Origin of the sequence: Algibacillus agarilyticus (assembly GCF_003286125.1) — a bacterium.
Classification (GTDB): domain Bacteria; phylum Pseudomonadota; class Gammaproteobacteria; order Enterobacterales; family Alteromonadaceae; genus Algibacillus; species Algibacillus agarilyticus.
Map to the genome: position 1 here is coordinate 19,510 of NZ_QMED01000016.1, position 24,275 is coordinate 43,784.

Consider the following 24,275-nt stretch of genomic DNA (forward strand, 5'->3'; position numbering starts at 1 on the left):
GAATGTTTATAGACTAATTTTTGTAAGCGCTTTCAAATTCCACCAGTACAAAAGGTGGTTTTTTTTAACAATAAAATGAAAGCGCTTACAATTGACGTAAATACAGGGGACCAAGATCATGAAAACCACATTCAATAAAACAAAATTAGCGACCAGCCTTTCTTTAGTGCTTGGCGCAAGTGCGCTTAGCACAGGTTATGCAACAGCAGCAGAAGAAAAAGAAGTCGAAGTTATTCAAGTTACCGGTATTCGTGGCGCGTTAATGCGGTCAATGGATTTAAAACGTGAAAGTGTCGGGGTTGTTGATGCGATCTCGGCAGAAGACATGGGTAAGTTTCCAGATACTAACTTAGCTGAATCACTACAGCGTATTAGTGGTGTATCGATTGATCGCTCTAATGGCGAGGGCAGCAAGGTAACCGTGCGTGGTTTTGGTCCTCATTACAACTTAGTTACGTTAAATAATCGTCAAATGCCTACCGCAGAATTAGAAGCCACCAAAGCGTCTGATTCACGCTCGTTCGATTTTGGTAATCTTGCCTCAGAAGGCATTAGTGCGGTTGAAGTCTACAAAACGGGTCGTGCATCAATTGCGACAGGTGGCATCGGGTCGACGATTAATTTATCGACTTTACGTCCACTTAATAGCCCAGGCATGAAAGCAAGTGTGGGTGTTAAAGCCGTGCATGATATGTCGAGTGAAACTGGCAGCTCATTTACTCCTGAAATATCAGGTCTTTATAGCAATACATTTGCCGGCGACAAAATTGGTGTTGCACTTGTGGGTAGTTACCAAAACCGTCAAAGCGGTTCAGCTCGTGCAGGTGTGGATAACGGTTGGCGTCCATTTAACGCCACTGATGGTGGTTGGGGTACTTTACCGGCAGCACCAACTGATGGTTCTATTGATCCTCATCTGAACCGTCCTACGGGGTCTGCTATTTATGCGGTTCCGCAAAATTTGGTTTATGGTTTTAAAGAAGTTGATCGCACTCGAACAAACGGTCAACTCACCTTGCAATATCGTCCTATTGACGATTTAACGGCCACGCTTGATTACACGTACTCAAAAAATGAAGTAGAAACACAACAAAATTTACATTCAGTTTGGATGAACTTTGGTCATAGCAGTAGTGAGTGGAGTGGTCCTGTTGGTGGCGTATTCTCGCCTATTAAGATTAAAGAAAACAACACCAATGTATCGGGTGACGAGCCACCGTTTGGTCATGAAACGGGTGATTTAAATTATTCAGATTTAGTGAGTCAGGTTGAGCAAAGCGGCCAAGTTAACGAAAATAAATCGTTGGGTATTAATTTAGAATATCAAGTTTCAGATAACTTAAAGCTAACGTTAGATATGCACAGCTCATCAGCTGAAGCCAAGCCTAATACCATTTACGGTAACAGTAATACGATCCAAATGGCGACAAACATTCGTGGCGCGACTGAAATTGATTTCAATAGTGAGTTCCCTGTGGCGACGATCACATTCCCGAATGCTTATAATATTAGTGATTTTGATGGCGCGACAGCTAACCCATTATCAGGCGTTAGTAACTTAACACCAGAGCGTGTTCGCACAACGGGAACCAGTTTCCGTAATTCATATATGCGTTCAGATATAGATCAAATTCAGTTTAACGGCACCTATTCTTTTGATGATGGTATTGTTGAAAGTATTGATTTTGGTATTGGTCATAATACCGTGAATAACCGCAATGCATTTGGCATGGCAGAGCGTGCAACGTGGGGCGGTGTAGGTCAATACGATGATGTACCCAATGACCTGCTACTCGCTAGCCAAAGCAGTATGGCTGATCGATTTGATAATTTGCCGGGCGATAAAAGCAAGATGATCAATTCATTTTGGTCGGTTAATTTTACGGATATAGCCAATATTGTGGGCTCTAAATATGGTGTGCCATTAAATGCTGATGGCAGCGAGGCTGATGCTGCTTGGCCATGTGGTACACAAATTTGCGCACCTTCTAAATATACAACCGATCGCCGCACAGAAGAAGTGTCGTTAAGTGCCTTTACCCAAGCTAAAATTGTTTTTGATATTGGGTCAATTCCAACCACTATTTACACTGGTTTACGTTACGAAAAAACCGATGTGACGTCGAATACGCTTTTACCTGCAGTGGAGCGCATTGGTTGGATAGCGGATAACGAATTTACCATTCAACGTGGTGACAGTGTCTTTAGTGAAGGTACTGGCAGCTATAATTACGTATTACCTAACATTGATATACAAGCTGAAGTGATTGATGATTTATTAGTGAAAGCGTCATACAGTAAAACCATTGGTCGTGCGCCATACGGGTTCTTAACGGCGGGTGTGCGTTTAGATGAGGTTCGTTTTGACCAAGCTAAAGCGAGTAGTGGTAACCCTGGCTTATTGCCAATCGAATCATCAAACATTGATTTATCTGTAGAGTGGTATTACGACGAAGGTAGTTATGTATCGATTGGTTATTTTGATAAGAGTGTTGATGCCTTTATTGCCCCATCGAGTCAATATTTAGAAGGCGCGGCGTCGCCATTTAATGTAAATAGCCCATTAGAAGGCGCACGTTTTGATAATGCCGTTGCGGTTGTCGGGGCTGATAGCCCAGCTGATATCCGTAATCAAATTATCCAAACAAGTGGTGCTGACGGTGTGCACATTGAAGCGGCTAACGCAGATACCGGTGAGGCTGCTAAAATTTGGGGACACCCAAGTGAAAATGATAACGTAAATGTAACGTTAACTAGCCCTGTCAATCAAGATAACAAGAGCTTGAATGGGTTTGAAATGGCCATTCAACATATTTTTGCTGATACCGGTTTTGGTTTTATCGCTAATGCGACATTTGTTGATAGTGACTTAACCTATGATAACGGTACATTAGGTAATCAAGAAGCACCGCTTATTGGTTTAAGTGATTCATATAACCTTGTTGGTTTTTATGACAAAGACGGTTTGCAAATTCGTTTAGCGTATAACTGGCGTGACGATTTCTTAAACGCAACGGTTGATGCTATTGGTGATGCACCTGTTTATACGCAAGCATATGGCCAGCTTGATGCGAATGTGAGTTACGAAGTGAGCGAACATTTAAGTCTTTTTGTTGAAGCGATTAACTTAACTGACGAGTATACCCGTGATTATGGTCGTCATCAGTTAATGACTTATAACATTGAACAAACGGGTACGCGTGTTAACGTTGGTGCACGTTATAAGTTCTAATGAGCTAAGCTTAATACCTTAAATATTATTAGAAGTTAATATAGCCCCTCGTTGATTTAAGCAGGGGCTATTTGCGTTTAACCAGTAGAATTATTCACCTTAAACTTATACGCTTAAGTTAATAGCGACTCTTTAAAAAGGTTTAAACCGTTTGAATAAAGTGAAAAGCGAACTTATCGACAATCAAGTCAGTGATATTGTTGTTGTGGGTGGTGGCACGGCGGGTTGGTTAACGGCCGGTATTTTGGCTGCCGATCATTGTGCTTATCATGAACACGGTATAAACGTGACCTTGATTGAATCGCCCGATGTTAAAACAATTGGGGTCGGTGAAGGAACATGGCCAACCATGCGTGGCACGCTAGAAAAAATAGGCATCAGTGAATTACAATTTTTAGCCTGTTGCGATGCCGCTTTCAAGCAAGGCTCTGAATTTGTGGGATGGCGCAATGGTGCTACCGACGATCGCTATTATCATCCTTTTGTATTACCGCATTTTATTGGTAAGTGCCAAGCGGTTGATTATTGGCAAGCGCATTATACCAATATGCCATTTGCCCAGTTTGCATCCCCGCAAGCGGCTATTTGTGACGCGGGTTTAGCACCTAAGCAAATCCAAACGCCAGAATATGGTGCGGTGGCTAATTATGGCTATCACTTAAATGCCGGTAAGTTTTCTGAATTGCTTAAGCAGCATTGTTGTGAAAAGTTGGGTGTCAGGTATGTAAGTGATCACGTTACGGCCATCAATAACCGAGTTGATGGTTATATTGGTTCGGTGACCACGCGCGCGCAAGGCGATATTAAAGGCCAGCTTTTTATTGATTGCACGGGGTCTGCGGCGATTCTGTTAGGTGATCATTATCAAGTGCCATTGGTTAGCCGTCGGCATCAATTATTTAACGACTGTGCTTTAGCGGCTCAAATTCCTTATCCGGCGGTTGATTCACCCATTAAAACGCACACGGTGTCTACGGCGCAAGACGCCGGTTGGATTTGGGATATTGGCTTGCCGACTCGTAAAGGGGTTGGGTATGTTTATTCAAGTGAACATACGACTGACCAAGCCGCTGAGCAAACCTTACGTCGTTATATTGGCCAGAGCTTAGATGACGCCAATGTAAACGTACGAAAAATTAGTTTTAACCCTGGCCATCGACAAGAGTTTTGGCATAAAAACTGTGTTGGCGTGGGCATGTCTGCCGGTTTTATTGAGCCGCTTGAAGCATCAGCGTTAGCGTTAGTTGAGCTTTCAGCCAATATGATCAGCAAAGATTTACCGGCAAATTTAAGCGTAATGCCCATTATTGGCGAACGCTTTAATCAACGTTTTAATTTGCGTTGGCAGCGCATTATTGAATTTTTAAAATTACATTATGTGTTAACCGAACGAACCGATACCGCTTATTGGCGTGATCATTGTATGGCTGAATCTATCCCTGAGCGTTTACAGCAATTGCTTGAGTTATGGCGCTATCAAGAACCTTCATATAATGACTTTTCTGAAATAGAAGAGATTTTTCCTTCATCGAGTTACATGTATGTATTGTATGGCATGGGTTTTAAAAAACAGATGAGCAACCATCTAAAGCATGATCAAAACCCTAAAATGCTTGACGCTTTATTTAATCAAAACCGTCAAACTATCGATAAATATGTCGCCGGTTTACCGCAAAATAGGCAATTGATTGAGCAGCTTTGTGCACAATATAAAAGATAAAGTTGAGAGTGAAAATTAAGGTTTTCCTATTTTTATTATTTAATAAAACTCAACGCTAGTTAGAGATATAAAAGAAGTAGGTGTTTACAAACACTTAAAATAAATGACAACAATAAGAGACTGATTATGGCTAAACAAGCATTGCTTAATAATATTGATCATCCAAACTTAAAAATCGACACTACGAAGTCTGCCGCATTGGGTAACAACGTGATGTATAGCTTGGTATTCCCGTTTGAGTTTCAGCACGTACAAGCCGACTATCCTATTTTTTTTAATCGTCACCCTGAGTCCGGTGAGTTTTATGCCTTAGCGATGTTTGGCTTTGAGAAAGAAGAGAACTTATATTTAAAAGACGGTGGTTGGGACGCGGATTACATTCCGTTAATGGTAGAGCGTGAACCTTTCTATATCGGTTTTCAAGAAGATGCGGAAGGTAATAAAAATTCCGTGATCCATATCGATCTCGATAGCCCACGTGTTGGTACTGAAACCGGCACCGCTGTTTTTTTAGAGCACGGAGGCAATTCAGATTACCTAAATCATGTCAGCAATATATTAAAAGCCATTGATGATTCGCAAAGTACAACGGCTTTGTTTATGCAAAAGATGGCTGAGCTGCAATTACTTGAAGCGTTTAATCTTGATATTCAACTAACCGATGGTTCAAATAATCGGTTAAGTGGTTTTTATACCATCAACGAAGAAAAACTGCATGAACTGTCGGCAGAGCAATTGGCACAATTAAATAGCAGTGGTTTACTGCGTTTAATCTATATGGTGATTGCTTCGCACTCACAAATCAAAAAGTTGATCAATCGTAAAGACAAAATACTCACTAACAAAGCGGCTGCACGATAAGTGGCTATCAATCATTAAATTTTATTAACTTTAAATAAAATGTAAGCACTTACTTTGCTTTATATGTAGCGGGTTAAAGATAATATGACTCAAAAAATGCCGATAATTGATTGCCGCGATACGGCTGTCGATTTAGTTGCCGAACCATTATCATCGGTTTTACAAGGTGATCAACCTTATCTTTTAAAAGGCTTAATCGCACATTGGCCGAGTGTGGCTTTAGCACAGCAATCTACAGCGCAGTTTTGTCAACACCTTGCCGATTTATATCAAGGAAAGCCGATTGGCGCTTTTGTTGGCGAGCCTGAAATCAATGGTCGTTTTTTTTATAATGATGATTTAACCGCGCTTAATTTTAATAAACACAGTGTTAAATTTGACCACATTTTAACTGAACTATTAAAACAACAAGGTAAAGAAAACCCGCATACTTTTTATGTGGGGTCGGCTCATATTGATTCATTGTTACCGACTTTTACCCAGCATAATAATTTACCCTGGTTAAATGAGATGCAGCCTCATGTCAGTATTTGGGTGGGCAATAAAAGTCGGATCGCGGCACACCAAGATTTTCCGCAAAACATCGCCTGTTGTGTGGCTGGTCAAAGGCGCTTTACTTTGTTTCCGCCCGATCAGCTTGCAAACCTTTATGTTGGGCCGCTAGATTTAACCCCGGCAGGGCAGGCGATTAGCTTGGTTGATTTTCACAACCCTGACTTTAAGCAACACCCCAAATTTGCTCAAGCGCTTGAAGGTGCATTGATTGCCGATCTTGAACCCGGCGATGCTGTATTTATACCAAGCTCTTGGTGGCATCATGTAGAAGCTTTAGCTGAGTTTAATGTATTGGTTAATTATTGGTGGCAGCAAACAGCAAACTACATGGGGTCGCCACAAGACGCCTTGTTACATGCTTTGCTGAATATTCGTGATTTACCGGCTCCGCAAAAACAAGCTTGCAAAGCCATGTTTGATTACTATGTATTTAATGACGATCCACAAGCGCTTAAACATATACCCGAAGAACAGTTAGGTATTTTAGCGCAACATAGCCCAATTGCAGCACGGCAAATTCGCGCAATGTTACTCAACAACCTTAATCGATAACCTTGGTTATGTATCCATTCACACAACAAATAAGAATTAAGTCATTGGAGACCCAATATGCCAATCGATAACCCACAACAAAAAATTAAAAAAGTCGTGATCGCAGGGGGCGGCACTGCTGGTTGGATGGCTGCCGCGGCAATTTCAAAGCTGATAGGTAAAAATCTAGATATTACGTTAATCGAATCCGATGAAATCGCGACGGTAGGCGTGGGCGAAGCGACTATTCCTACACTTGTTTATTATCATCAATTGTTAAAAATAAACGAAGCGGAATTTTTACGCGAAGTACAAGGCACATTCAAACTCGGTATTAATTTTGAGAATTGGCGCGATATCAATAAAGACTACATTCATGCATTTGGCGTGACCGGTAAAGACTGCTGGGCTGCTGGTTTTCAGCATTTTTGGCAAAAAGGCCGTGAGCAAGGTATTGCTGGCGAATTTGGTGAATATTGCCTTGAACAAGTTGCGGCCAAGCAAAACAAGTTTGCGCAATTACCGAATAATGGTTTGAATTATGCCTACCATATCGACGCTTCACTTTATGCTAAATTTTTACGCAAATTAAGCGAAAAACACGGCGTGAAACGAGTTGAAGGCAAAATACAAAAAGTTAACTTAGCGCCAGAATCAGGTGATATTAAATCGTTAACCTTAGCGTCAGGTAACGTGATTGAAGGCGATTTATTTTTAGATTGTACAGGGCAACGAGCGGTGTTAATGGGCGGTGCTTTACATTGTGGCTTTGAAGATTGGTCGCATTGGTTGCCGTGTGACAGCGCAATTGCAGTGCAAACCAAAGCGGTTGAAAAGCCTATACCTTATACGCGATCAATTGCGCATCAATTTGGTTGGCAGTGGCGTATTCCGTTACAGCATCGAGTGGGTAATGGTATTGTTTATAGCAGCCAATACGCGAGCGATGATCAAGCGCGTCAAACGTTACTGAACAACTTGCAAGGTGAACCCTTAACCGATCCTCGTGTTATAAAGTTTAGAACGGGCACTCGACGTGAGCATTGGAAGAAAAACTGCATCGCTATTGGTTTATCAAGCGGTTTTTTAGAGCCTCTTGAGTCAACCAGTATTCACTTAATTCAGCAGGCTATTATTCGGTTAATTCGCTTGTTTCCACAAAAGGGGGTGCAGCAAGCTGATGTAGACGAATTTAATCGTCAAACTAAATTTGATACCGCACGGATCCGTGATTTTATTATTCTGCACTATTGTGTCACCGAGCGAAAAGACAGTGACTTTTGGCAGCATTGCCGCAGTATGGATATACCCGATACCCTTAAACATAAAATTGAATTGTTTAAACAAACCGGACGGGTATTCCGCGAAAACAATGAGTTGTTTGAAGACTCATGGATGCAAGTCATGATAGGCCAAGGGTTAACACCACAAAGTTATCACCCTATTGTTGATAACATGAGCCAAGAAGAACTGACTAATTTTTTACAACATATCAAACACAATATTGATTCAACCGTTGAAAGCTTGCCCAGCCACGCGGAGTTTATACAGCATTTTTGTCGCTAGTTTATTTGTTGCTAGTTTAAGAAAGGCTGATGTCGCCTTTTAGACAATGTTGTGGTTGAATTAACCGGACACTTCAATAAAGGATTATAATCCTATTATTGAGGTGAATATGATTAAAAAAAAATAAACACTATACCGTAGAATTTAAACAAGAAGCGGTTTGCTAATGGTCGATTTTTGAGCGCTTATAATCTTGCCCTGTTGAATAGCCCGGCGTGAAGAGCTTCACTCATTGGCTTGAATAGCGCTAACCCAAACTAGTCAAGATTGACAGGTTAGAAAACCTAACTTTGTTAGCATTTAACTATTGAATGGCTAACCAACTTGGGTTACTAGAGATGATTGATGTTGATGATCTATTAAAACAAATAGAACAGGAAAATTTCGAAAATTTAAACGTGTTATTGGCTGTTTATGAGCGCGGAGACTATAAGTTTATTCCACATTTACAGCAAAGCATTTTAGATAATCCAACATTTTGGCAATATTTGCGTAAGGCTATTGACTCGGTAGAACAAGAAGTGCCAATTTACAGGGTGTTCACGCAACACAAATGAAGGTTTGAGGATTGGTCTTACGACTATGTTTATGAACACTGGCAATACTTTATGGCCACAGATAATACTATTTGTAAAAAGTTAGTTGATACCACATACAGTCAAACATTTGATGATTAACGAAGGGATTGCGCGTGCCATGAAGCATTTATTAAGTTTAATTATTTTAAGTTGGGTGCTAACTGGCTGCTCATCAATGATGCAGCGCAACGCACAGTACAGTGATATAGCGCTAACCGACGAGTACTCGCGCAAGGCTATCACTCAGCAGCTTGGGAAGCCGCTACATTCTTGCAAAAGCGTGTTTTATGAGCGCTGCGATACGTATCAAGTTAAAGGCTATGTATTTGATAGTAATAAATATCAAGGCAGTGGTGTGCTATTTGGCATGTCTTGGGGTTTAAGTGAGTTAATTTTATTTCCCGCTGAAGTTTGGCATGTATCGACAGAGGTTGTTGCGCCATCAGATAAAAAGCTAGATATATGTTCGGATGACGAGATGCATTTTCGCTTATATATATATAAAGACGAACGATCTTCTATGTGTAATAGGAAAGATTTTACTGTTATTGAAGTGAATACTACGCCGTGATGATGAACGGGATAAATCGCCAATATAGGTATCAAAAGCCGTGGCATATTACTTTTTAAATAACGTCACCTTCATTTAACAAACTATCGGGGACAGTCGCTCTAAGAAAAGAAAGATTTAACCGATTTTGGCTACATTGTGTTTGATAAATGAGTGAGTTGATCGGGGGATTTATTCACGTTTCTTAGATTATTGTGCTATGCCGGACATGTGCTATGCCGGACAGGCATAGATAGTTTTCATGATTGTTTTATTTAAACGTGAAAAAGTCAGGTGAGAGCGAATCTGTTGTGCTGAAGACGTGGGATTGTTGAACGTTGAAAAAGTGTATGTTGAAAGGTGTATGTTGGGCTTCATGCCTTAGCCCAACATACGGGGGGAGTTATTGTTTTAGTTTAAGCGCTGGGTGCTCTTGCAGTTTTAAATCGGCTTGTATTTGTTTTAATTTAGCTGAATCTAACGTATAGCCACGCATTAATAAGGCGACCAATATTGAGCCAATAGCAGGGAAGGGAATATCGTGAACGATAATGCAATGCCCGTCATCGTTTCTGAAGTGTTCATGCGGGACAGTCATTGATGCATAGTCGATGAACTTATTTAATATCAAATAAAATCAAAAGGTTATATATGCCTGTCCTACTCGATCTGCCAATGGTACACCTATCAAGTGGATGTTTGATAAACGGGCATCTGGAATGCTTGAAGAAATAAGAAGTGTTGCGAAGAAAGCTTTGAATGATAATTTTGACCAAATAATAAAGAGCACAAGGAAACGTTATTCAGATGACGAATTGGATGAACTTTATGCTAGTTTGGCTGGCAATTTAGACGCAATATTTGAAGTCGGTGACTACTAAATGAAAATTATACGCAATAGTGAGCCAATACTTGACATTATTACGACTTCAAATTATTTGTTGTCGGCAATGTCGCTAATGTCAGAAAGTGGTGTATTTACTCTTTATTCTGGACATGATTATGGAGTATTCACTCGTTCCAATTTTAATTTTTGGGTAAATAACGAGGAAGTCCTTAAATTTTTACCAGATAGTGGAGAGTTCGAGCACAGCAGCGAAACCCCACCTAAAAAGATTAAAAAGCAGATATGTAGCTCGAGGCGATATATATTTAGTTATTATCCAAATCTAAGAAATAAAGAAGGTTGGATTGTAGTTGACTCGGAAACAAATCGATTTTGGGATTTCAAATCTCAAAACGGAATTACTCAAACAGGTGGAGAGATAATTGAACTTGATTGGAAAAAATCTGTTTCAAAATTAGAGTTTGCAAAAGGAAAAGCATGGACGTACACATATAGTAAACAGTGGCGTCCAACAAGCAAAAATAAAGTTTATACCAACAGCAAAAGGAACGATCTTATTGCTTCACTAGGCTCAGACCGCAATCCCGCAGGCTGCCCTCCAGATAGAGTTCGACTTAACGGTGCCATTGCCTCACTCGATTTAAATGACGGAACAGAAAACTGGTATTACGAATTCTTCCACTCAATTCAAGATTTTTATGTACATAAAGACATTATTTATGTCGCCCATCGAAACGAAGTAGCAGCGCTTAATGCTGAAACTGGAGAATTAATCCGTGACACCCAAGCAGGGGAAAATTATGGTAATAATATTGTATGGTGTGATGGCAACTATGCTTACCTATTTAACTATAGTGATGAAAAAGCCTATCTTTTTGACTTAGAGCTGACGCAGCAATTAGGGATACTCGTCTTCCCAAATAATTTTATATTAAATAGTCAGTACCACCCTTATTTGGTTGGCGATGATATTTTTATTCCGGTTTGCTCTAGGCGGTTGGCCGAGTACGGCGTTATTCGTATCAACAGGACTCAGGTATTGAACGATGACATTATTGAATACGTTAATGAGCCAGAGTATACCCGCACAACAGTCAATAACCCAGATGGAACCCAAAGCTACCAACTTACGTTAAAAGGTGATAATGCCGACTCCGTTATTCGTATTGGTGAAGTGGAGTTGCGTAAAATATATACAGACTTCGGTGCAAGTATATATGATGGTATTGACACTCGTAACAGTCAATTTAACGCTGTTGTTTATATTGATATGCAAATACCAGAATCAGAGTTAGGTCGCTTTAACGAGTTATTTGAAACATTAAAAAAGCGTATGGAAGACTGGCTAGATTTTATGCAAGTGACCAGTAGCGCAGGAAAGCACCCAGCAAACATTCACTATCAGCTAACAACGATTTAAGCTGTTTTGTTGATAGCCGGTTTAATGATGATGTCTGTCCCGTTCAGGTTATAGGTTTAACTATACCTGTTTTGCTCGAGTAGGTTGGGCTGAAGCATGAAGCCCAACACACACGGTTAACCCTAAAATGGTCATGTTAATAAACACCTTGCGTGACGTTGGGCTTCGCAAGCTTAGCGCGAACCTACGGGAATGCTTTGGCTAAGATTGCTCTGTTCTTTAAACCTCAACATTTAAAACCGAGTAGGCTGGGCTGAAGCATGAAGCCCAACACACACGGTTAACCCTAAAATTGTCATATTAATACACACCTTGCGTGACGTTGGGCTGCGCAAGCTTAGCGCCAACCTACGCGAATGCTGTGGCTAAGACTGCTCTGTTATTTAAACCCCAACATTTAAACTCAAACATTTAAAAATGCTATGCCGGACAGGCATAGATAGTTTTCATGATTGTCTTATTTAAACGTGAAAAAGTCAGGTGAGAGCGAATCTGTTGTGCTGAAGACGTGGGATTGTTGAACGTTGAAAAAGTGTATGTTGAAAGGTGTATGTTGGGCTTCATGCCTTAGCCCAACATACGGGGGGAGTTATTGTTTTAGTTTAAGCGCTGGGTGCTCTTGCAGTTTTAAATCGGCTTGTATTTGTTTTAATTTAGCTGAATCTAACGTATAGCCACGCATTAATAAGGCGACCAATATTGAGCCAATAGCAGGGAATATCGTGAACGATAATGCAATGCCCGTCATCGTTTCTGTGCTTTGTTTAACATCAGCTTGATAACCATAATAAGCCAATAACCAGCCGCCAATCGCGCCACCAAAGGCAACCCCTAGCTTGATAGAAAATATAACAGACGAATGCACCATACCCGTTATGCGCACACCTGATTTCCATTGACCATAGTCAACCGTGTCGGCCATTTTAGACCATAATAACGGTGTACCCATGTTAATAAAAAAGCCCCAAAAAAAGAACATTGCCGCAGCTAAATAGCTTTGATCGGGGGCTACAAAAAAGCTTGCAACACAAATCACCGCGGCGATAAGTTGCAATACGATATAAGCTTTAATTTTATTCACGCGTTTAGCCAGTGGTTGAGCAAGTGCACAACCAATGATATTACCCACCATGCCTATGGTGATGAACGTGGTGATAAAATCTTCTAAGCCTAAATAATATTTCACGTAAAAAATAGCTAAGGTGTTACGCAAAACCATGCCAGTTAGCAATACTGCACCCACGATAAATAACACGCGCCATTGATCGTTTTTCCATAATTCTTTTAAGTCTTGTTTGATATTGGTGTTTTGATCGGCCGGTACCGCAATACGTTCTTTTGTACCCATAAAGCAAATTAAAAACATCACTAGCCCCATTAAGCTCATGGCACCGATGGTAAGTTGATAACCTAATGCTTTATCGCCTTGGCCAAAATATTCAACCAAGGGTAGCGTAAAGGCCGATACTATAATGCCGCCAAGCATGGCAAATACAAATCGGTACGATTGCACTGAAACACGCTCGTCAACATTGGCGGTGATCACGCCACCTAATGCGCAATAAGGAATATTGACTGCGGTGTAAACCATCATAAGTAAGGTATACGTGATATAGGCATAAATAATTTTGCCTGAATCTGATAAGTCGGGGGTTGTGAACGCTAATACGCTAATTAATGCAAAAGGCACACAAAGCCATAAAATGTAAGGCCTGAAGCTACCCCAACGCGTTTTTGTCCGGTCGGTTAATGCGCCCATGAGTGGATCGGTGATCGCATCAAATACCCGCACCACTAAAAATAAAGTCCCGACAACAGCCGGTGCTAAGCCGAAAATATCGGTATAAAAATAGGTTAAAAATAACATCACTGTTTGAAAAATGATGTTACTAGCAGTATCGCCAAGGCCGTACGCTATTTTCTCTTTTACACTAACCATGTTGCTCTCCGGGCGCTTTGTTATTTATTGTTATGTTAAGCTAATTTTTATACCAGTCACTTGGACCTAGAATTACTTGTGTATAGGGTCACTGGGTCGAGGTTTGCTTGTTAGCGGTTGGTTATAAATGCTTGATATGCTTTACCACTATTTTTGATAGTTCGTTTTTGGCTGACATAATCAACATGCACAATACCAAAACGTTTTAAATAGCCTTCAGCCCATTCAAAGTTGTCCATTAAGCTCCAAGCAAAATAACCTTTTATATCAACACCTTTTTCAATTGCATTATGCACCGCATTAAGATGGCTATTGTAATATTCAATGCGTGCAACATCATGGGTTGGATCCTCTTTATCGATACTATCATCAAATGCGGCACCATTTTCGGTGATATACACAGGTGGCAAATCGTATCGCGTGTTGAGATCAACAAGCAAATCGGTAAACGCTTGTGGATATATTTCCCAGCCGATGTCGGTGCGAGCAACATCAGGCACATCAACGTCAACAAAATCATAATCGCTTTGCTCATTTTTATCGACAGCTCGGTAAACCGAGCGCGTATAAAAATTTACCCCAAGGAAATCAAGTGGTGCCGAAATAATCGCTAAATCACCCGCTTGTATAACCGGTCTATCACTTTCGGGTAAGTGATTTAATAAGTCTGGGTAGGCGGCATCAAATAACGGTTTTATATACCATTGGTTAAAATAATCATTGGCAATATCGGCCGCTTTTTGGTCTGCTTCGCTGGTTGATTCGGGATACGCGGGCGTAAAGTTAAGCACGATGCCATTGAGTGAATTAGGGCTATTTTTTTGGATCACGGGCATGGCTAAACCATGCGCTAATAAAAGATGATGTGCCGCTTGACGGCCTTTTTGTTTGCTTTTTATGCCTGGTGCATGAATGCCTATCTCGTAGCCCAAAAACGAGCTGCAAAAAGGTTCATTTAAAGTGGCATATGAATGCACTCGGTCACCTAACGCTTTGGTGATTAAATCGGCGTAATCTCTAAAATGATAAGCCGTTTCACGATTCAACCATCCACCTTGATCTTCTAAGTATTGTGGTAAATCCCAATGATACAAAGTGACAAACGGTTTGATACCCTTTTCAATAAGTCGATCGAGTAATGCAATGTAAAAATCAACACCACTTTGGTTTAATGTGCCATTTTCGTGCATAACGCGTGGCCAAGAGATAGAAAGGCGGTAAGCATCAACACCTAAGCTATCGATTAATTCAACATCATCTTCCCAACGTTTAATGTGTTCGCAGGCTTGATGCCCATCTGAGCCATCGGCTATTTTATTAGGTGTCGCGCAAAAGGTATCCCAAATACAAGGTAGGCGAGAATCTGAGTCACCTTCAACTTGGAAAGATGCCGTCGCGACGCCGTATATAAACTCTTTGGTTCGCATCGTTGAATGGTCTGGTAATGATATTTTCATATTGTCTATTGCTCGTTGTATCAAATTAGTTTAATTGAAAGCGCTTACATTTGTTTATCATAGGTTTGTCACATCATTTAGTCAACCGTATTATTTAAAACATATTATTAACATTTATGTTTTAAGCTTTTCGTTATCTTATTAAAAAGTGATTTTAAATTTTTATCATATGTTAAGATATTGATTTTAAATGGTTTAATTTTGGGTAATTGGTTTGTGGTTACATTTATATCATTTAACAATGTTTTTTTATTGTTAAGTAAGTCAGTTTTTATTCAATTTAGGCTTTAAAATGGTATCGCTTACATTTTTTGGTGGCTTAACGCATTATAAAAATTAAACGTATTAATACTTAAGCTTAAATTGGCATGAGCTTTTATGCATTTTGAAGAATATGGTCACCCGTTTTAAAATTAATCAATGTATGTTATTTGATAGTGCCGTTCTACTTGAGTCGTCATTTTTCCCCATTGCGAGGTTTTTACTCTGGCTTGATGTTGGTCAAAGGCGCATTGATCAATAAATTCTTCATAAACATTAAGCTTATTTGGCTGGGTTTTATCGGGAGTGACTTCAAATTTTAAACAGCCGGGTTCTTGCTTAGTCAGTTTTGTATGCAATATCAATTCGTGTTTAATACTGGCTAACGCTAAGCTGGGGATTAAAATGTACCCTTGTATAGTCAAAGCGATCGGGTTTTAGGGGAAGCCGTCAAGCTTCGAGACCCCATGAGCATATGCTCTATTATGTGATTGGGGCGAGTAAGCGCTGACAATGAACCATAAAACCTGAGCGAGAAGACTATAATATCACTTTCGCCATATCCATTCCTCTTACGTTACTTGTATTCATGCCTTTATGGTTATTTTTATGCGCTAAATTATTCACGTCAATCACATAAAATCGACTCTCTATATTAACGAGTATTATAAGTTAGGCCTATTATTGTCAGTAAATGTTTCATTAACTTAAAAATAGAACAAAGTTTTCCTTATTTTAACAATATAAACATGATATGTTTATAAAGGTATAAAATTAAAAGTTAGATCTTTAACAAGAGTAACCGCTGATCACTTTAATTCTGTTGCGAGGTCCTTATGGATCCTGTGAAACTTTCGGAGAGTAATGATGATGTTAAAAAAAATATCCCGTGCCGTCTTGATCGGGTTACTACCGTTTAGCTTAATTGCCTGTGGCGATGATGCGACAAAACCCCAAACACCAAAGCAAAACTTGGTTGATGTGCAAGCGTCTATTATTGCTAGCCAAAACCCTTTGGTTGTTAGTGCACTGAAAAAACTAGAGACACTCGCAGCGCAAATGCAGCAAGCGCAAGAAAAAGGTATTGATATTACTCGCGAAGAAACATTAATGTGGTTCGCCAAAGAGTTTTTAAAATATGCCGATTGGGATGAAAACAATCGTGATGCCGTCGCGTATATGTTTGAAGCTTATAGCCCTTACCGCGCTAAAAAAGACCAACTTGCTGATGAAATCCCAGATTTTCAACGCACTAAAGTCAATGAGATTTTAGATGCGGGTATTGCTGAATTGAGCCAAGTATTAACAGGTGAAATTAAACGTCGTCCGGTTAAAAAAGTTGATTGGCAAAATACGGTTGCAGGCGACAACATGTTTGTTAGCGATGGCAAGCCTATTTTTCTTTACGATTATTTTTCTAAATCAGTGGGCCGTCCATTATCAGATGAGCGTGTTTATAACGATCATTTAGGCGCAATTTATCATGGCGGCGAAAACCTTTATCCCGTTGATCATGACCGAGCGATTAATTCATTCTTGTTGAACGAAGATGGCAGCTGGAATGAAGAGCTAATGAAAGAAGTCACGGGTATTTCAGATGAAAATATTGGTTTCTTAATTTATTGGAATATGGGCCTACCTGAGTGGATAGAAAAACAAGAACCTGAAGCCCGTAAAGGCCGATCGTTATTTACAGGCTATGATATTGATAACCCATTAGTGCGTGATGTTTGGGGTAAAATTGCGCAGAAAACCGGTGAGTTAACTAAAGATAAAAAAGTATCACGCATGGGCTATATTTTATCAAATGAGCCGCATTGGTATTCTGAAAAAAATCACTGGAGCCACCAATTTAAAGAGATGAATTCGATTTCGTCTTACACCCTCAATAAATTCAGAGTGTGGCTAGATAAAAAATATGCAGGCGATGTTAAGCAGTTAAATAAAAATTGGGGCAGCCAGTTTGCTAGCTTTGATAAAGTTGAAATTGAGATCCCAATTGATCGTGCAACCCGGGGCACGCCTATTTGGTACGATTGGAATCGTTACCACATGGATAGAAGTATTGATTGGTTCACTTATTTACAAGGTGAATTAAGAAAAGGTAACCCTGATGCACACACGTCATTAAAAATTATGCCTAACATGTTCAGTGAAGATACGCGTTCGCACGGTATTGATGTTGAAGCGTTAACTGAGCTGACTTCTATGATCGGTGACGATGCTCAAACGCGTGAGAAGCGTAAGTTGAACTTTAAAAAAGATGAAGAGTGGCAATCGCACTATGCGTGGTATTGGGAAGAGCTTGCGACATCGTATGATTTTATGGAATCGGTTGCGCCGAATAAAATTCATTTTAATTCAGAATCTCACTTTTTATCTGCATCTTGGTGGCGAGAGCTAGATACCTCGGTTGATTACGTGCATAGCGTTTATTGGTTGGCGACTTTGCAAGGTATGGATGCTAATTTAGCGTGGTTTTGGGCGCGTGACCCAGATGGTTCACCCGAAGATAGGCTTGAAGGTGAAATGAACTTTTTTGACCCTGCGTTAGCGGGTTCATTTGCGGGTTCAAATAACCAGCAACCTCATATTGCGAATGCTTATACGCAAGTTATGCATGATTTAAACAGCTTCTCGGAAGAGGTGATTGCGCTACGTGAACAACGTCGTCCAATCCGTTTATTTCATTCTGAAACATCGGCTATTAACAAACCTAAGCACATGTCTGCGCAATTTAAACTGTATGAAAAAGTTTTCTTTGATGGTTTCCCTGTCGGTTATGCCACCGAAAAAATCATCAAAAAACAAGATCACAGCTTGTGGGATAGCATTGTGGTGTATCAAACCGAGTTTGTTACTCAAGCGGAACTCGCTGCGTTACAAACATACTTAGATCAAGGTGGCACGGTGATTGTTGATTCAGCGGCTAGTTTGAGTAAAGACGAGTATGGTAATAAACATAAACAGTCTTTATCACAAGGTAAAGGCCAGCTGATTAATCTAAATGGTGAAGCTGATCTTGATGAAATTCGTCAAGTTGCACTTAAAGCATCGGCCGCGGGTTTACCCGAAGTCACGCTTAAAGAAGAAAATGGCACTCAACATAAAGGTTGTAACTGGCGTGTTGTTAAGCAAGCTGATGGTAGTTATTTAGTCAGTATTTTAAACTTAGGCAAACATGACGCTGACTTAACCTTAGGCTTAATGGGTAACAAAGCGATTCAGGTAACGGATCTATTTACTCAAAACGAGCTCAACCCACAATTTAGTTTAAAGCCAAGTGGCGTTAAACTTTTAAAGGTTGCTGTTAAATAAAAAATTAGGTTAGGCAAACATCCCCAAGCACTTTAAACGAGCATGTTGAAGTGACTTGAGTATAATCGTTTATAAAAGGCATCGTGCGCATTTTAGCTACGGTGCCTTTTTGTTTGTTTGTTTGTTTGTTTGTTTGTTTGTTTGCGTTTTTTTCAAGTTAGCGGACTAACTTAGTTTGTTATTTTGGTGGCAATAACAATGGTGTCGGCTTGTCCTCGCCAAGGCGAATTATTAAACCAACCTTTGTGCACTTCAGGTTCGTGTTCAGCGTTTACCTCACCGGTTAATGTATTAAGCCATTTAAGGCGGTACTTATCTTTACCTTTGGCTAAATACCCCAATGTGACAGAGTAGTTCTCTTTGGGCACAAACACTAACACGGTGCCGGTTTTTTCGTTGGTTAAGTTATAACCTGAACCGTTACGGTTTGGCATTGGCGCAAAATCGGCAAAGTTGAATTGGTCGAGCAGCTTGCTCATGACGGCATAATACTCAAATTTGGGTTTATAAAAATGAGATCCGGTTTGAAAAGGATCATGAATAACCACATTCCATGACGTGCCTTGCCAGTAATAGGTTTGATACACACCAGCAAATAAGTTCATGTAATTGCGGCGTAAGGTGACTTCGGGGTCTTCATAGGCACCCGGAAAAACACGAATAGGTGATAATTCATAACCCCCGTGTTCAATATTAACGATCGGTTTATTTGGAAAACGCGCTCTGACCTTTAACATAGTGGTATAGAGTGTATGTTTCCAATCTTGGGTCGAAATAAAATCGACTTCATCAGGGTGATTCGCGCAAAAACCAAAATCATGCACGGTGACTAATCGTTTAAAAGCATCTTGTTGACGGATACGACTAATGCGCTCTGAGATATAGCCTTTGGTGGTATTTTCATAGTGCAACGCTTCTTTTGAAACATCCCAAATGATATTTGGAAAAGCCTGATAGCGTTTAATAATATAATCAAAGTATCGATTATCTTCAGCTGAACCTAACGCCGGCCAATTGACCATTTTATTCCACACATAAATCATTAAGTGATTAACAATTTCACGTTCGTGCAGTGAAGACATAATGCGGTCGTAATGTTTAAAAAACTCAATGTTAAGGGCACTAAAATCAGGGTTTTCGTTGGAACCTAAAAAAGGAAAAATATCTTGTCTGCCGCCATATTCATATTCAGGGTAATCTTTAAGTATAGGATCTTTATCCCAAGATACATCATGTGAATAAACGGTAGTAACGACTTGGTTGAAACCATTTTTAGCAACTAGATCAAGCAAGTGGTTGGTTTTTTTCAGTGTTTTATTGCCATAATCGAGTGCAAATAACCAATCTAACTCAAATGCCATATTTGAATAATGGCTACCATCTTGATAATAGAAATGTTGCTTATCATCACTATTAAGTACGACGGCACCACGGCGGTTTTCTTTGGTATTTTTTGTGATGTTAAATTGACCGCTTAAGTAATTAAAGGCCTTAATGTCGCTAGTGATTTCATAATTAAAATCGCCAATGAACGCGCTAGAATAGCGTAAAACCCATTGGTTATCGCCATTATAAAATAGCGGTATTGTTTGTTCTTTCTCACCTTTAATAATGGCAAAAACATTTTTTTCGAAAGGGTTTTCAACCGTGGTTTGAGCTTTAAAAATAATATCGGTCACTTGCCATTGCTGAGCATTAACCGGCTGCGGATTATATTGATGTTGCTTGATATGAGCGTGGGCTAACATGGGTAGCAGCGCAAATAAAAATAAAATCATGAATAAACAATCATTTAAATTAAAAGTTGTTTGTTTAGTACCGGTAGGTTTAAGCATAAATTATGGGCTCTATTGGTAAACAGTGAAACACGTCAGTAAGATAAAGTGTTAATTGTATACAAAGTGTAACCGGTTTTATATTTATGTTAAAGCTTTTAGATGTAATTGATGATGTGTATTGAGGTTTTTTGATACTGTGACTTAAAGAGTCACTTCAAGAACCGCCTCAAGGGTGGTCATCGATGTGTAGTCGATTCGCTTATGTATTATCGAATTAAATCAGAGTTTTATATGTGCCTGTCTTGCATGGTCTATTCAAAAAAATGCGCAAGTTGCGCATTTTTATTTGCAAATAAACAATATAAATAGCAATGCGTTAGCTTATTTGTTAAAAATACATAAAGTATGAAAGTGCGCGCGGATTGAGTAGAAAAATGCGCAAATCGCGCATGATTAAGCGTTATATTACAAAAGGAGTTGTGGTGAAGTTTCTAGTATTTTTTACATTCAGTTTTCTGTCATACACAACTCAAGCTTGTATGGTTCCACCTAAAGGTTTAATTGAAGAACATAATAATCAATTTGATTTACTTGTTTTATCCTCTCTATTAATCGCGGTTATTTCACTTTTAATAAGGTTGACCCATCAAAGATCTAGGTTGTGGGTGCCTGCAATTTTAGTATTAGGGTTTGGCTATTTTCCATTTATTCTATTTAACCTCGAAAGTTATGGGATAATCGGCCCAGGTGGTGCTTGTGGTCGTCCGGGTATGGTTCTAATAGGTCAAATATGTTTAGGTGGTTACTTAATTATTTTGTGTTACGAGCTATTTAAGTATTTAAAACATCGGCGTAACTTGTACTATAAGTCGTTAAAGCAGGACAAATAACAGTTGGCTTTTACTCCTGCGTCGCTTATTTTAGCCAACATATTATTTGCCTCTTAACGAGGCGTTAGCTATGAAATTACTAAAAACTTACAACCTCGTATTCGTGTTGGCAGTATTTGTTTTGCCTTTCGAAGTTTATGCATTGTCCTGTGCGCAAATGCATGACCGAATAATTGCCGAGTGTAATTCGGGAAGTTGTATCGAATTTTTTTATGTACGAGAGGTGCCTTCGCATGGAGCATGTTCGAGAAGATCAACTATTCAAGAATCTCCAGAATGGGCAAAGAGGATTTTAGAATTTGAAATATCGGCTCGCAACCTATCAAATGAAGAGGGTCTTTATGAGCTTGAAATAGAGAATCGGTATTGGTCCAGTGAATACGTTTTCTCAAATGCGGAAGAATACATTCAGCTTGTAGAAGATGAGCCAAAAGGTAGGTACTTCCATCGCGAATTTAGCAAGATTGCTGATAGCTCTATGAGCGGATTAAAAAATGAATGGGCTAATCGGGCACAAAATGAACACATGGAAATGATATTATGGAAAATCGGTGATTGGCTAAGTTTAGCTGTGTCTCTGGTGTTTCTAGTTTTCTCCATAGTATGGTTCAATAATTGGATTGCTGGCAGCAAAGGTATAAAGTGGTTATTTGTTTCTATCACGGGGCAGTCTGTGATTATGCTGCTCGCATTTTTGAGCGTAACAAGCTGGAATAATTTTCTTATAGCATTTATGGGGTTACTTATTCCTGGCGTTTGGTTTTATGAAATTGTTCATTTTATTATTACATTAGTGAGGCGAAAATCGCGCTTAATCGGGTAGCCAAGGGTATCTAACCCTCAGCCCCCACAACACCCTGCATGCGGCTCCGCACAGGGCGTTTCCTGAAAATGTTTAACATGCACCGGCCGATTAGCTCCTTTGCACCCCAATAATGGTTTCTGTTTTTTTCGCGAGCTCATCGAGGACAAGCTCATCGAGGACAGGCTATCTAAGAAAAGATAAATTTAACAAATTATAAGGGACAGCCTTTCTAAGAAAAGAAGTATCAAAGCGATCTTGGCTACATTGTGTTTGATAAATGAGCGAGCTGATGGGTTTATATGTGCCTGTCCTGCATGGTCGATCAGGGTGGCGCGGTATGTAAATAATAATTTGACTCGATTAAATAACGAGTGTTCAATAACGTATTGTTTTTATTGATATTTATAAAATTTTAATTTTACATAATAGGCCAAATATGGCCTGTTCTTTCACAAAAGTGTAAATGGCTTGTTTTTATAGGCTTAATTTAAGGTGAATGTAAAGTTAAATTGATGCTAACGTACTGACATTATTAAATAAATTTTAAGCAATACGGATATTTTTTAAATGCTGTTTATGAATGGCTTATAAGAATTATTGGTATTGAGTGTTAGTTTTACTTCATACTTTGCATCCTAATTATAATATAACTACACTGTAATTTATGAGTGATATTAATTTTGAATGGGATCCTAAAAAGCCAGTACTAATATCAAAAAGCATGGTGTGAGTTTCGATGAAGCTCAATCTGTATTCTTTGATTCATATGCTCGTTTAATACCTGATCCCGATAGCTCTTTTAGCGAAGAACGTTTTATTATTCTCGGTCAAAGTAATGACTTTAAAACTTTAGCCGTATGTCATTGTTACCGAGAGCCGGATGATAACATTCGTATTATTTCTGCTAGAAAAGCAGATAAATATGAACGCAAGCAATACGAGGAGTGTCGATATGCGTGATCAATATGACTTTTCTAATTCCGTGCCTAATCCGTATGTGAAAAAGCTTAAAAAACAGATAACTATCCGTTTAGATCAAGATGTAATTGAGTACTTCAAACAGTTATCAGATCAAAATGGTGTTCCTTACCAAAATTTAATCAACCTTTACCTTAAAGATTGTGCTCAAAGCCATAAAGAATTAAAACTCAACTGGCAGTAGGTAAAATTAAGTTGCTTAAACGGACAAAAAACAGCTGGCTTTTGCTCGTCCCTCGCTAATTTTAGCCAGCTATTTTATTGCCGCTTAAGATGGCGTTGAGGCTGTAGAATTTCTCTTTTTTAGAACAAAATCCGCACTTAATAAGCCTTTCAGATCCTTTTATTCTTTCGCTAAATTTTGTATTGAACGCCGATCTTCGTTGTGATCTAATTGATATTATTCAACTCGGTATTCAATTTCATGGCTAATTACAAACCAGACTTATCCTGCCAAAGTAAATTTATCCCTATTGATTTTTCTCGCCAAATTATCCCCGGTACATTCGAATATGCGTTGTCTCATATTGTCGATAATCATTTAGATTTATCGGGGTTTGATGACCATTACCATAACGATCACACCGGTGCCGCAGCTTATCCGCCTGCTGTTATGTTAAAGATCATTTTGTTCGCCTATTCACGTGGGCTCATCACCAGTCGTAAAATTGCGTTAGCGTGTCAAACCAATATCACGTTCATGAGTTTATCCGGCGACATTCAACCGCACTACACCTGCATTGCGGGGTTTGTCGCGAAAATGAAAGATCAAATCGAACCCCTGTTCACACAAGTATTAATGATATGCGATAGCGAAGGCTTAATTGGTCGCCACATGTTTGGGACAGCCTTTCTAAGAAAAGAAGTATCAAAGCGATCTTGGCTACATTGTGTTTGATAAATGAGTGAGCTGATCGTTTTATTTATTCATTTTGATGGTGTTAAATACGCATAAATTACGTTGGATTGATGAATTTAGGTTTTTAGGC

Annotated in this window: 18 protein-coding genes and 2 pseudogenes; 15 read left to right on the top strand and 5 right to left on the bottom strand. The window is 39.4% G+C overall.

Going from position 1 to position 24,275, the window contains the following annotated elements; all coding sequences use genetic code 11:
* Positions 1–115 precede the first annotated feature (115 nt).
* The 7 genes from DPX34_RS13130 (at position 116) to DPX34_RS13160 (ending at position 9,614) form a co-directional block, all read left to right on the top strand.
* Positions 116–3,232: a TonB-dependent receptor gene (locus tag DPX34_RS13130; protein WP_438938519.1), complete on the top strand. Its 3,117-nt coding sequence runs from the start codon at positions 116–118 to the stop codon at positions 3,230–3,232.
* Between the two features lie 175 nt (positions 3,233–3,407).
* Positions 3,408–4,952 (top strand): tryptophan halogenase family protein, encoded by a 1,545-nt coding sequence (locus DPX34_RS13135; RefSeq protein WP_111978968.1) that lies wholly within the window; start codon positions 3,408–3,410, stop codon positions 4,950–4,952.
* Positions 4,953–5,078: 126 nt separating this feature from the next.
* Complete coding sequence (locus DPX34_RS13140; RefSeq protein WP_111978889.1) at positions 5,079–5,813, top strand: SapC family protein; 735 nt, start codon at positions 5,079–5,081, stop codon at positions 5,811–5,813.
* An 84-nt stretch (positions 5,814–5,897) separates the two neighbouring features.
* The gene (locus DPX34_RS13145; protein WP_232824731.1) at positions 5,898–6,920 is read left to right on the top strand and encodes a cupin-like domain-containing protein; all 1,023 of its coding nucleotides are present in this window, start codon (positions 5,898–5,900) and stop codon (positions 6,918–6,920) included.
* A gap of 57 nt (positions 6,921–6,977) precedes the next feature.
* Positions 6,978–8,465, top strand: a complete 1,488-nt coding sequence (locus DPX34_RS13150) for a tryptophan halogenase family protein (RefSeq protein ID WP_111978890.1) — start codon at positions 6,978–6,980, stop codon at positions 8,463–8,465.
* 311 nt (positions 8,466–8,776) lie between these two features.
* On the top strand, positions 8,777–9,022 hold the full coding sequence (locus tag DPX34_RS13155) for a hypothetical protein (RefSeq protein ID WP_111978891.1): 246 nt from the start codon (positions 8,777–8,779) through the stop codon (positions 9,020–9,022).
* 139 nt (positions 9,023–9,161) lie between these two features.
* Entirely contained in the window at positions 9,162–9,614 is a 453-nt protein-coding gene (locus tag DPX34_RS13160; protein ID WP_157964722.1) for a hypothetical protein, read from the top strand.
* A gap of 382 nt (positions 9,615–9,996) precedes the next feature.
* Here DPX34_RS13160 and DPX34_RS21755 read toward each other — a convergent pair whose 3' ends face one another.
* Positions 9,997–10,191, bottom strand: a complete 195-nt coding sequence (locus DPX34_RS21755; RefSeq protein WP_157964723.1) for a hypothetical protein — start codon at positions 10,189–10,191, stop codon at positions 9,997–9,999.
* A 121-nt stretch (positions 10,192–10,312) separates the two neighbouring features.
* On the opposite strand from DPX34_RS21755, the gene DPX34_RS13165 reads away from it, so the two are divergent.
* On the top strand, positions 10,313–10,474 hold the full coding sequence (locus DPX34_RS13165) for a hypothetical protein (protein ID WP_157964724.1): 162 nt from the start codon (positions 10,313–10,315) through the stop codon (positions 10,472–10,474).
* Positions 10,475–11,860 (top strand): hypothetical protein, encoded by a 1,386-nt coding sequence (locus DPX34_RS13170; protein ID WP_111978894.1) that lies wholly within the window; start codon positions 10,475–10,477, stop codon positions 11,858–11,860.
* 589 nt (positions 11,861–12,449) lie between these two features.
* Here the strand turns inward: DPX34_RS13170 and DPX34_RS13175 are convergent.
* The 3 genes from DPX34_RS13175 to DPX34_RS13185 form a co-directional block, all read right to left on the bottom strand.
* Positions 12,450–13,799 carry a glycoside-pentoside-hexuronide (GPH):cation symporter gene (locus DPX34_RS13175; protein ID WP_111978896.1) on the bottom strand — a complete coding sequence of 450 codons (1,350 nt, stop codon included), beginning with the start codon at positions 13,797–13,799 and terminating at the stop codon, positions 12,450–12,452.
* A 110-nt stretch (positions 13,800–13,909) separates the two neighbouring features.
* Positions 13,910–15,256 (bottom strand): GH1 family beta-glucosidase, encoded by a 1,347-nt coding sequence (locus DPX34_RS13180; protein WP_111978897.1) that lies wholly within the window; start codon positions 15,254–15,256, stop codon positions 13,910–13,912.
* Positions 15,257–15,669: 413 nt separating this feature from the next.
* On the bottom strand, positions 15,670–15,942 hold the full coding sequence (locus tag DPX34_RS13185) for a putative quinol monooxygenase (protein WP_232824732.1): 273 nt from the start codon (positions 15,940–15,942) through the stop codon (positions 15,670–15,672).
* A 439-nt stretch (positions 15,943–16,381) separates the two neighbouring features.
* On the opposite strand from DPX34_RS13185, the gene DPX34_RS13190 reads away from it, so the two are divergent.
* The gene (locus DPX34_RS13190) at positions 16,382–18,835 is read left to right on the top strand and encodes an alpha-galactosidase (RefSeq protein ID WP_232824733.1); all 2,454 of its coding nucleotides are present in this window, start codon (positions 16,382–16,384) and stop codon (positions 18,833–18,835) included.
* A gap of 170 nt (positions 18,836–19,005) precedes the next feature.
* Here DPX34_RS13190 and DPX34_RS13195 read toward each other — a convergent pair whose 3' ends face one another.
* Positions 19,006–20,670: an apiosidase-like domain-containing protein gene (locus DPX34_RS13195; RefSeq protein WP_198673705.1), complete on the bottom strand. Its 1,665-nt coding sequence runs from the start codon at positions 20,668–20,670 to the stop codon at positions 19,006–19,008.
* A 377-nt stretch (positions 20,671–21,047) separates the two neighbouring features.
* On the opposite strand from DPX34_RS13195, the gene DPX34_RS13200 reads away from it, so the two are divergent.
* The 5 genes and pseudogenes from DPX34_RS13200 to DPX34_RS13220 all read left to right on the top strand — a co-directional run.
* Positions 21,048–21,503 carry a hypothetical protein gene (locus tag DPX34_RS13200; protein WP_157964725.1) on the top strand — a complete coding sequence of 152 codons (456 nt, stop codon included), beginning with the start codon at positions 21,048–21,050 and terminating at the stop codon, positions 21,501–21,503.
* Between the two features lie 70 nt (positions 21,504–21,573).
* Entirely contained in the window at positions 21,574–22,326 is a 753-nt protein-coding gene (locus DPX34_RS13205) for a hypothetical protein (protein ID WP_111978902.1), read from the top strand.
* Positions 22,327–23,016: 690 nt separating this feature from the next.
* Positions 23,017–23,268, top strand: a pseudogene (locus tag DPX34_RS13210) (BrnT family toxin); the annotation flags it as partial.
* Positions 23,261–23,470: a BrnA antitoxin family protein gene (locus tag DPX34_RS13215; protein ID WP_111978904.1), complete on the top strand. Its 210-nt coding sequence runs from the start codon at positions 23,261–23,263 to the stop codon at positions 23,468–23,470. The pseudogene DPX34_RS13210 and the gene DPX34_RS13215, both read left to right, overlap by 8 nt.
* Before the next feature lie 240 nt (positions 23,471–23,710).
* Positions 23,711–24,127: pseudogene (locus tag DPX34_RS13220) on the top strand (transposase); the annotation flags it as partial.
* Between the last annotated feature and the right edge of the window lie 148 nt (positions 24,128–24,275).